This window comes from Longimicrobium sp. (assembly GCF_036554565.1).
Classification (GTDB): Bacteria; Gemmatimonadota; Gemmatimonadetes; order Longimicrobiales; family Longimicrobiaceae; genus Longimicrobium.
The window spans coordinates 1-9501 of record NZ_DATBNB010000259.1; the positions used below are offsets into that span (position 1 = coordinate 1).

Consider the following 9501-nt stretch of genomic DNA (forward strand, 5'->3'; position numbering starts at 1 on the left):
AAGCCGATGACGATGCCGAGCAGGATGGCGTGGCTGATGGCATCGCTCATCAGCGCCATCCGGCGCAGCACCAGGAACACGCCGGGAAGCGCGCACGCCGCCGCGGTGACCGCCGCGATCCACTGGATCTCCTGTTCGGGAACCATCATCGCGCGTCCTCCTCGTCGTCGCCCCGGCCCCGGGTGCCGGGACCGCCGCGGAGCGCCTCCGCCTGCCCCGCCGCGGTGATGGACCAGTCGTCGCCCGCGCGCGTGGCCCAGCCGCGCTGCTCCAGCTCCTCCAGCTCGTGCCGCGCCCCGGGGTGCGCCGCCTCCAGCACGGCCGTCGCGTGCCCGTGATGCGCGCCGCCGTGCTGCACGGCCAGCTCGTTCAGGTCCGCCAGCACCGCATGCATGTGAAGGGTGCGGCGGTTGCGCGCCTGGCGCACGGCGGCCCACACCAGCCCCCGGTTGGGCGCGAGGGCCATCGAAAACAGCACCAGCACCGTAAGGCACAGGACGATCGTCGGCCCGGTGGGCACGTGTTGGCTCATGCTGCTGATGATCGCCCCCGACACGCCCGCCAGCGCGCCGATTCCGCCAGCGAGCAGGATCATGGTTCCCATGCGGTCCGTCCACTGCCGCGCGGCCGAGGCGGGCGCCACGACCATCGCGCTCATCAGCACCACGCCCACGGTCTGCAGGCCGATGACGATGGAGACCACGAGCACGGAAGTCAGCAGAACGTCCAGCCCGCGCATGGGCAGCCCCAGGCTGGCGCCGTAGTCGGGATCGAAGGCCAGCAGCTTGAACTCCTTCCAGAAGAGCGCGGCCACCCCCAGGGCCAGCCCGCCGAGCGTGGCGATCATCACCACGTCGCGCCACAGCAGCGTGGCCGCCTGGCCGAAGAGAAAGCGGTCCAGCCCCGCCTGGCTGGCATCGGGGCGCTTCTGGATGATGGTCAGCAGCACCAGGCCTGCGCCGAAGAAGACGGCGAGGACGATCCCCAGCGCGCTGTCCTCCTTCACCCGGGTGGCGTTGACGATCTTCATCACCACCAGCGTTCCCACCCATCCCGCCACCGCCGCGCCAAGGACCAGGACGAGCGGCGCCTTGCTGCCGGTGAGCAGAAAGGCCAGGGCGATCCCCGGCAGCGCGGCGTGGCTGATGGCGTCGCCCAGCAGGCTCTGCTTGCGGAGCACGGCGTACGAGCCCAGCGCGCCGCTCGTCATTCCCAGCGCGGCCGCGCCCAGCGCCACGATGCGCAGCGTGTAGTCGGAAAAGAAGTCCATGGCGTCAGTCCGCGGCCATGGACCCGTCGGGCCGGCGCGCGTCCTCCACGGGCTTGGCGCCCTCCAGGTGGCCGTTCCGGCGCTGCAGGAAGGGCACGCGTCCGCCGTACGTCAGCCGCAGGTTCTCTTCCGTGAACACCTCGTCCACCGGCCCCATGCCGATGCGGCGCACGTTCAGCAGCAGCACCCAGTCGAAGTACTCGGGCACCGTTTCCAGGTCGTGATGCACGACGACCACCGTTTTTCCGGCGGCGCGCAGCTGCTGCAGGACGGTGACGATGGCCCGCTCGGTCTTGGCGTCGACGCCCTGGAACGGCTCGTCCATCAGGTATAGCCCCGCGTTCTGCACCAGGGCGCGCGCCAGGAACACGCGCTGCTGCTGGCCGCCGGAAAGCTGCGAAATCTGCCGCTCGGCAAAATCCTGCATCGCGACCTGGGCCAGGGCGGCCAGGGCGGCGTCGCGCTCCTTCTTCCCCGGGCGCCGCAGCCAGCCGAGGGAGCCGTAGCACCCCATCATCACCACGTCGAGCACGCTGGTGGGAAAGTCCCAGTCCACGCTGCCGCGCTGGGGAACGTACGCCACCAGCTTGCGCTGCTCGGCGTACGGACGGCCGTGCACCAGCACCTGTCCCGCCGCCGCGCGCACCAATCCCAGCATGGCCTTGATGAGCGTGGACTTGCCCGCGCCGTTGGGGCCCACGATGGCCATCAGCACGCCGCGGGGCACCTGCACGTCGATGTCCCACAGCACGGGCTTGTCGCGGTACGCCACCGTGAGGTCGTTGACCTCGATGGCGGGCGCCTGTTCGTTCATGATCCCTCGCATCACAGAATATTCAAGGCTCGCGCAGCAGCGCGCGCACCAGGGTGTCGATGTTGCTGCGCACCATTCCGGCGTAGGTGCCGGCGGAGGTGCCCTCGTTGCCCAGCGCGTCGGAGTACAGCGACCCCCCGATCTGCACGTCGAAGCCCTGCGCCTGCACGGCTTCGCGCACGGCCTCGATGGTTCGCGGCGCGATGGACGTTTCCACGAACACGGCCGGGATGCGGCGCTCGGCGATGAATCCCGCCAGCGCGTGCACGTCGGCCGTCCCCGCCTCGGCGGCGGTGCTGATGCCCTGCAGCCCACGCACCTGGAACCCGTACCGCCGCCCGAAGTAGCTGAAGGCGTCATGCGCGGTGATCAGCACCCGCCGCTCGGCGGGAACGCGCTGGGCCTGCTGGTGCACGTAGGCATCCAGCTCCGCCAGCTCGCGCCGGTAGCGCCCGGCGTTGGCCCGGTACTCGGCCGCGTGCGCGGGGTCCGCCTCGCCCAGCGTCCGCGCGATCAGCCCCACGGTCATGGACCACAGGCGCACGTCGAACCACACGTGCGGGTCGTACGTGGCGAATGCAGGGGTGCGGAGGAGCGAATCGCGCGGGATGCTGTCGGTGACCGCCACGACCCGGGTGCGCTCGCCCATCTCCTCGAGCACCTCGGCCATGCGGGCCTCCAGGTGAAGCCCGCCGTAGAACACCACGTCCGCGCGGTACAGCCGGCGGACGTCGCCCTCGCTGGCCTTGTACAGGTGCGGGTCCACGCCGGGCCCCATCAGCCCCACGACGCGCACGCGGTCGCCGCCGACGTTTTTGGCCACGTCAGCGATCATGCCCACCGTGGTCACCACGGTCAGCCGCCCTCCCGTATCCGGCGGCTCCGGCGGCGCACATCCCGCCGCCACCCCCACGGCCAGCAGCACCGCCACGAGCCCGCGCATCAACCCCATCCGCATCCTCTATTCCCGCACCGTTCGAAAGCGGCTTTTAAGCGATGTTAAAATCGTGCTTAGGCCAGGATAAAGCAGAACACCTGTGGCGTCAAGGGTGTGCCGGTCGTTCACGATCGTTCGAAGCTACATCTCCGCCCTGCGGCCGATGTCATCCCGATGGAGCGGCCACGCGCAGCCTGCAGCTACACCACACTTCGCAGCGACTGAGGGATCCGCCACACACCGTGCCTCATCGCACCGATGCCGTGGACGCTCGGGCGCTTGTCGGACCGGTGTGGGGCGAGCGAAGTCTGGGTGCGCCTCGCGGAGTGTGTGGCGGATTCCTCGGTCGCTGCCGGCCGGGAGGTCGGGGCTGACTGGGCGTGGCCGCTCCCTCGGAATGACAATCCGCGACGGAGTGCCCGGTGCCATTGCACAGTCGGTGTCGTCCGGCGTACCCTCCGGCTTCAGCTCGTCTCCCTGTTCTTCAGCACACGCAGCCGTGACCTCGCCGCCCATCGACTCCGACGCACACCCGCACCGCTGGCGCGCGCTGCTGCTGATCGCCCTCGCGGAGCTGCTGGGGATGGGCGTGTGGTTCAGCGCCAGCGCGGCGTCGCCCCGGCTGCAGGAGCTGTGGGGGCTTTCGGCGTCGGAGACCGGATGGTTGACGGGGATCGTGCAGCTGGGGTTCGTGGCGGGGACGGCGCTGGCGGCGGTGCTGAACCTGGCGGACCTGCTCCCCAGCCGCTGGTACTTCGCCGCGAGCGCCGTGCTGGCCGCAGGTGCGAACGCGGCGCTGGTGGTGGCGGATGGATACGGCACCGCGCTGGTGCTACGGTTTCTGTCGGGCGTGTTCCTGGCCGGCGTGTATCCACCCGCGATGAAGATGGTCGCCACCTGGTTCCGCTCCGCCCGCGGCCTGGCGATCGGCACCGTCGTGGGGGCGCTCACCGTGGGCAAGGCCACGCCGTACCTGCTGCGCGCGTTTCCGTCGCTGGGGTGGCGGGAGGTGGTTCTGGCGGCCTCCGCAGGGGCGCTCGCGGCGGCCGTGCTGGTGGGCGTGGGCTATCGCGAGGGGCCGTTTCCGTTTGCGCGGCGTCCGTTCGCGTGGGGCCTGATCGGCCAGGTCGCGCGCGACCGGCCGGTGCGCCTGGCCATCTACGGCTACCTGGGCCACATGTTCGAGCTGTACGCCGCGTGGACGTTCGTCAGCGTGTTCTTCGAGGACTTCTTCGTGTCGCGCGGCTACTCGGACGTTGCGGGGCAGGCGCGCGCCGGCGTCGTCGCATTCGCGATGATCGGGGCGGGAGGCGTGGGGTCGGTGCTGGCCGGGCGGTGGGCGGACCGGCTGGGACGCGAGCGGATCACCATCTGGGCGATGGCCGTCAGCGGATGCTGCGCGCTGGTGATGGGATGGCTCCTCCGCGCGCCCGTGTGGCTGGCCGTGGCCGTCGCGGTGGTGTGGGGATTCGCCGTCGTGGCGGATTCCGCCCAGTTCAGCGCGCTGGTCACGGAGCTGGCGCCCGCGCACGCGGTGGGGACGGCGCTCACGGTGCAGACGGCGATCGGGTTCCTGCTGACCTCGTTGTCCATCGCCGCCGTCCCGCACCTGCGCGACGCCGGTGGATGGCCGCTGGCTTTCGGCGTGCTGGCCGTCGGCCCCGCGCTTGGCATCGTCGCAATGCGACGGCTGGCATCGTCACGCGGCTGAAGGTGCCGCGTGGGGGTGAACGTGCACCAACACCACACCCGCCGAAGCGCAGTTTGTCATCCCGATGGAGCGGCCACGCCCAGGTCGCGGCAACAACAGGCTTTGCAGCGACTGAGGGATCCGCCACACACCACGCTCGCCGCACCGATGCCGCGGGACCGGGGCAGCCCGGGCGTTCCTCATTCCGGCGCGAGGCGGTATCGTGCAGGGCCGGACATTGTGCTCGCCCGCGAGTGTGTGGCGGATTCTTCGGTCGCTGCGTGTTTCTGCGCATCGACGGCCTCGCCGTGGCCGCTCCCTCATCAGGATGATAGGGTTTAGTGCCGCATGAGCTAGGGGGTCGGGACCCGGTGATGGTTTACCGCTCCGCCTCAAACCCAAAAACCTGCCGTTGCGCCGAAGTTCCGCCCGTTCATCTACTTGCAAAGCCTTGTAGAAGCTGCGCCGAAAAGTGCACGGAATACGGTGCGGACCTTGCTACTCTGCCCGGTCCGCTCCGTGAGCACGTCGCAACACCCAGGGCCCGGAGCCCGCACATTCCGACCACCCGGTGGGCACTGCATGAAGCTGGTCATCTTCGGGCTGACCGTCAGTTCGTCGTGGGGCAACGGGCACGCCACGCTCTGGCGGGGGCTGATCCGCGCCCTCGCCGCGCGCGGCCACGACGTCGTGTTCTTCGAGAAGGACGTTCCATACTACGCCGACAACCGCGATCTGGACGCGATCCCCGGCGCCACGCTGGTCCTGTACCCGGACTGGGAGGCCAATCTCCCCCTTGCCCGCGCGCACCTCGCCGACGCGGACGTGGCGATGGTCACCAGCTACCAGGCAGACGGGCTCGCCGCAACGGAACTCGTTCTCTCGTCGCCCGCGGCGGTGAAGACGTTCTACGACCTGGATACGCCCGTCACGCTCGACGCGCTTGCCAGTGGCAAACCGGTGTCGTACGTGGGCGAGCGGGGGCTGCGCGACTTCGACCTGGTGCTCAGCTACACCGGGGGCGCCGCGCTGGATGAACTGCGCAGCCGCCTGGGCGCGCGCCGCGTCGCGCCGCTGTACGGCCACGTGGATCCAGACGTCCATCGTCCCGCCGCGGCGACGGAGGAGTACCGCGCGGACCTCTCGTACCTGGGAACGTACGCCGACGACCGGCAGGCCGCGCTGGAGCGGCTGTTCATCGACGCCGCCCGGCAGCTTCCCGAGCAGCGGTTCCTGATCGCCGGCGCGCAGTATCCCCCGGACTTTCCGTGGACGCGCAACACCTGGTTCCGCCGCCACCTGGCGCCGGGCGACCATCCCACGTTCTACAGCTCCTCGCGCTTCACCCTGAACGTCACCCGCCGGGCGATGGCGGAAATGGGCTGGTGCCCCTCCGGCCGCCTGTTCGAGGCGGCAGCGTGCGGCTGCCCCGTCGTGAGCGACGCGTGGGAGGGGCTGGACGCCTTCTTCACGCCCGGCGCGGAGATCGTCGTCGCGCACGACACCGCCGACGTGATCGCCGCCATGCGGATGGACGACGCCGAGCGCGACCGGCTGGCGCGCGCCGCGCGGGAGCGCACGCTGGACGAGCACACCTCCGAGCGGCGGGTGGCGGAGCTGGAGCAGGTGCTGGATGCCGCCTTCGGCGCGGCCGAGGGTGCGGCGGAGTGGGAGACACCGGTGGCGGGAGAGGCCTGACGATGTGGGGAATCGTGCCGGCGGCGGGCGCGGGAAGCCGCATTCAGCCGCTCGCGTTCAGCAAGGAGCTGCTTCCCGTCGGCAGCCGCGTGGACGGCGACGGGGTGGAGCGGCCCAAGGCCGTGAGCGAGTACCTGGTGGAGCGGATGATCCGCGCCGGGGCGAGCAAGATCTGCTTCGTGATCTCGCCGGCCAAGAGCGACATCGTGCAGTACTACGGCGGCGGGTTCGGCACGGCGGACGTGTGCTACGCCGTGCAGCCCAAGCCGGCGGGGCTCTGCGACAGCATCTTTCGCGTGCTTCCCTTCATCCACCCCGACGAGCACGTTGTCGTGGGCCTGCCGGACACGGTCTGGTTTCCCGAGGACGGCCTGTGCGCGCTGGGCGACGACTCGCTGTCGTTCCTGCTCTTTCCCGTGGAGCGCCCCGAGTTCTTCGACGCCGTGGTGACGGACGCCGACGGGCGCGTGCAGGAGATCCAGGTGAAGCAGCCGGGAGCCGCCACGCCCTGGGTGTGGGGCGCCTTCAAGCTCCCCGGCTGGTGCTTCGCCGAGCTGCACGACCTGTGGCAGGAGCGCGGCCGGCAGGACGAGTACATCGGCACGCTGGTCAACGCGTGGCTGGCGCGCGGCGGCGTGGCCCACGCCGTGCGCGCGGGACAGACGTACGTGGACGTGGGCACCCTGCACGGCTACCGCGAGGCCATCCAGGCGCTCACCGGCCAGGCGGCCCCCGAGGGCCCCACGCCGCTCTGCGCGCTGGGCACCGCCATCGCGGCCGCGCACGTTCCCGTCGTCGCCGGCGCTTCGCCCGCGTGAGCGGAACCCAACCATCCAAATCGATCCGGAGGAGACGTTGATCTCGCCCCACACCGCGAACGGCACCGAAGAGCTGGAGCGCAAAATCCGCGAGCTGGGCCCGTGGTTCCACAACCTGAAGCTGCGCGGGGTGAGCACCGCGCCCGAGCACTTCCTGGGCGACTATCCCGCCATCAAGTGGCAGTCGTTCGCGCACGCCATCCCTGAAGATCTTACCGGGAAGACGGTGCTGGACGTGGGGTGCAACGCCGGCTTCTACAGCATGGAGATGAAGCGGCGCGGCGCCAGCCGGGTGGTGGGCATCGACAGCGAAGACCTGTACCTGACGCAGGCCCGCTTCGCCGCCGAGATCGAGGGATACACCGACATCGAGTTCCACAACATGTCGGTGTACGACGTCGCCAGGCTGGGCGAGAAGTTCGATTTCGTGATCTTCATGGGCGTGCTCTACCACCTGCGCCACCCCCTGCTCGCCCTGGACCTGCTGTACGAGCACGTCGTCGGCGACCTGCTGCTCTTCCAGAGCATGCAGCGCGGAGCGACGGAGGTGGAGGAAGTTGATGCCGACTACCACTTCTGGCAGCAGGATCACTTCCAGCGCGCCGGCTATCCGCAGATGTACTTCATCGAGCACCGCTACTGCGGCGACCCCACCAACTGGTGGGTGCCGAACGCGGCGGGTGCCGAGGCCATGCTGCGCAGCGCGGGCTTCGACATCCTGGAGCATCCCGAGCAGGAAGTGTATCTCTGCCGCCGGGGCAGCATCGCTGACAACGAGCCGCGGGCCGTGTATCCCGCGCGGGGAGGCTCGGGTTCGTGATCGAAGCGGCGATGGTATGGAATGAACCGAACAACACGTCGCACTGGGACTTCGGGGTAGACCCCGGGTGGCGGATCTTCGCGGAGATGGCGCGCGCCGCGGGTGACGCCATCCACGCGGAGGCGCCGGGGGTACAGCGGGTGCTGGGGGGGATCTCGCCCATCGATGCCCGCTTCATCGCCCACATGAAGGGGTTGGGGGTGCTGGATTCGATGGACGTGGTGGCGGTGCACGGGTTTCCGCTGGACTGGAACCTGTGGAGCATCGAAGACTGGCCGCAGCGGCTGGCGGCGGTCCAGGCGGTGACGGAGCTGCCCGTGTGGGTGACGGAGGTGGGCATCAGCACCTTCGCCGGCGACGCCGTGCAGGCGGAGGGGCTCACGCGCACGGCCGAGGTCCTTCGCGGCCGGGCAGACCGGGTGCACTGGTACAGCCTGTTCGACCTTCCGGGGCAGTGGGAGGCCACCACCCGCCACAAGCAGCGCGAAGGCTCGTCGTACTTCCGCCACTTCCACATGGGGCTGGTGCGCGAGGACGGGACGCCGAAGCCGGCGATGGACGTCTTCGCCCGGCACGCGGACGAGCTGGGCATCTGCCAGTGGTTCCACTACGAAGACCACCGGCTGGACGATGCCGTGCGCTGGCTGAAAAAGCTGGGCGTCAAGAAGCTGCGGACCGGCCTCAGCTGGAGCGACGACGACCGCCCCAGCTCGCTGGCCTGGTTCGACCGGCAGATGAGGGCGCTGGAGGAGTTCGACGTGACGGTCACCTTCTGCTTCACTCCCGAGCACCGCGGCATGGTGCCGCACTACACCAGCCCGCCCAAGGACATCGGCGAGTTCGTGGACTTCTGCGCGCGGATGGTGCGCCGGTATGGCCGCTGACGCCCAGACCTTCTTCGGCTGGCTCCGCGGCTACGGCGCCACGCCGCGGGTGCTGGTCGCCATCGCCCACCCCGACGACGAGACCGCCGGGACGGGCGCCGTGCTGGCGCGCCTGCCAGACGTGCGGCTGGTGTGCGCCACGGACGGTGCACCGTTCGACCGCGCACTCTGGGGCGATCCCACGCCCGCCACGCGCGAGGACTACGCCGCCATGCGCCGCCGCGAGCTGCGGTGTGCGCTGGCGGTGGCGCGTCTTGGATGGGACTGCGTGGAGCAGTGGGACATCCCCGACCAGGACGCGTCGTCGGACCTGGCGGACCTGGCGTTGCGGATGCGCGACGCGCTGGCCTCCGACCTCCCGGAGGTGGTCCTGGCCCCCGCGTACGAGGGCGGCCACCCGGACCACGACGCCGTCTCCTTTGCCGTCCACGCCGCCTGCGCGCTGATGGCCCGGGACGGAGACCCGTATCCCGGCATCGTGGAGTTCCCGCTCTATCATGCCGTAGAGGATCGGGTGGTTGCCGGCGCCTTCGCTCCAGGGCACGGGGGTGACGAGGTCACCCTCACGCT

At 70.2% G+C, this 9501-nt stretch carries 10 protein-coding genes; 6 read left to right on the forward strand and 4 right to left on the reverse strand.

Features of this window, described 5'->3' with window-relative positions; translation table 11 throughout:
- The 4 genes from VIB55_RS25455 to VIB55_RS07010 form a co-directional block, all read right to left on the reverse strand.
- On the reverse strand, nt 1–149 hold a 149-nt coding region (locus VIB55_RS25455), incomplete at its 3' end, for a metal ABC transporter permease (RefSeq protein WP_349263000.1).
- Nucleotides 146–1270 (reverse strand): metal ABC transporter permease, encoded by a 1125-nt coding sequence (locus tag VIB55_RS07000; RefSeq protein WP_331875955.1) that lies wholly within the window; start codon nt 1268–1270, stop codon nt 146–148. The genes VIB55_RS07000 and VIB55_RS25455, both read right to left, overlap by 4 nt.
- Before the next feature lie 4 nt (nt 1271–1274).
- A complete protein-coding gene (locus VIB55_RS07005; RefSeq protein ID WP_331875956.1) occupies nt 1275–2084 on the reverse strand; it encodes a metal ABC transporter ATP-binding protein in 810 nt (269 codons plus the stop codon).
- A 22-nt stretch (nt 2085–2106) separates the two neighbouring features.
- Nucleotides 2107–3027, reverse strand: coding sequence for a metal ABC transporter solute-binding protein, Zn/Mn family (locus tag VIB55_RS07010; protein WP_331875957.1), 921 nt, complete (start codon nt 3025–3027; stop codon nt 2107–2109).
- A gap of 493 nt (nt 3028–3520) precedes the next feature.
- Between VIB55_RS07010 and VIB55_RS07015 the strand changes: the two genes are divergently transcribed.
- From VIB55_RS07015 to VIB55_RS07040, 6 genes are all read left to right on the forward strand, one after another.
- Nucleotides 3521–4732, forward strand: coding sequence for an MFS transporter (locus VIB55_RS07015; RefSeq protein ID WP_331875958.1), 1212 nt, complete (start codon nt 3521–3523; stop codon nt 4730–4732).
- Nucleotides 4733–5293: 561 nt separating this feature from the next.
- Nucleotides 5294–6409 (forward strand): CgeB family protein, encoded by a 1116-nt coding sequence (locus VIB55_RS07020; RefSeq protein ID WP_331875959.1) that lies wholly within the window; start codon nt 5294–5296, stop codon nt 6407–6409.
- Nucleotides 6410–6411: 2 nt separating this feature from the next.
- On the forward strand, nt 6412–7227 hold the full coding sequence (locus tag VIB55_RS07025) for a sugar phosphate nucleotidyltransferase (RefSeq protein ID WP_331875960.1): 816 nt from the start codon (nt 6412–6414) through the stop codon (nt 7225–7227).
- Between the two features lie 37 nt (nt 7228–7264).
- Nucleotides 7265–8047, forward strand: coding sequence for a TIGR04290 family methyltransferase (locus VIB55_RS07030; RefSeq protein WP_331875961.1), 783 nt, complete (start codon nt 7265–7267; stop codon nt 8045–8047).
- Nucleotides 8044–8931: a glycosyl hydrolase gene (locus tag VIB55_RS07035; protein ID WP_349262999.1), complete on the forward strand. Its 888-nt coding sequence runs from the start codon at nt 8044–8046 to the stop codon at nt 8929–8931. Before VIB55_RS07030 ends, VIB55_RS07035 begins: the two co-directional genes overlap by 4 nt.
- Nucleotides 8921–9501: PIG-L family deacetylase (locus VIB55_RS07040; protein WP_331875963.1), on the forward strand; the 581-nt coding region annotated here is incomplete at its 3' end. The genes VIB55_RS07035 and VIB55_RS07040, both read left to right, overlap by 11 nt.

Coding starts and splice junctions, on each gene's coding strand:
- VIB55_RS07020 (WP_331875959.1), top strand. CDS start 5,294: ATGAAGCTGGTCATCTTCGGGCTGACCGTCAGTTCGTCGTGGGGCAAC.
- VIB55_RS07010 (WP_331875957.1), bottom strand. CDS start 3,027: ATGCGCGGGCTCGTGGCGGTGCTGCTGGCCGTGGGGGTGGCGGCGGGA.
- VIB55_RS07005 (WP_331875956.1), bottom strand. CDS start 2,084: ATGAACGAACAGGCGCCCGCCATCGAGGTCAACGACCTCACGGTGGCG.
- VIB55_RS07025 (WP_331875960.1), top strand. CDS start 6,412: ATGTGGGGAATCGTGCCGGCGGCGGGCGCGGGAAGCCGCATTCAGCCG.
- VIB55_RS07000 (WP_331875955.1), bottom strand. CDS start 1,270: ATGGACTTCTTTTCCGACTACACGCTGCGCATCGTGGCGCTGGGCGCG.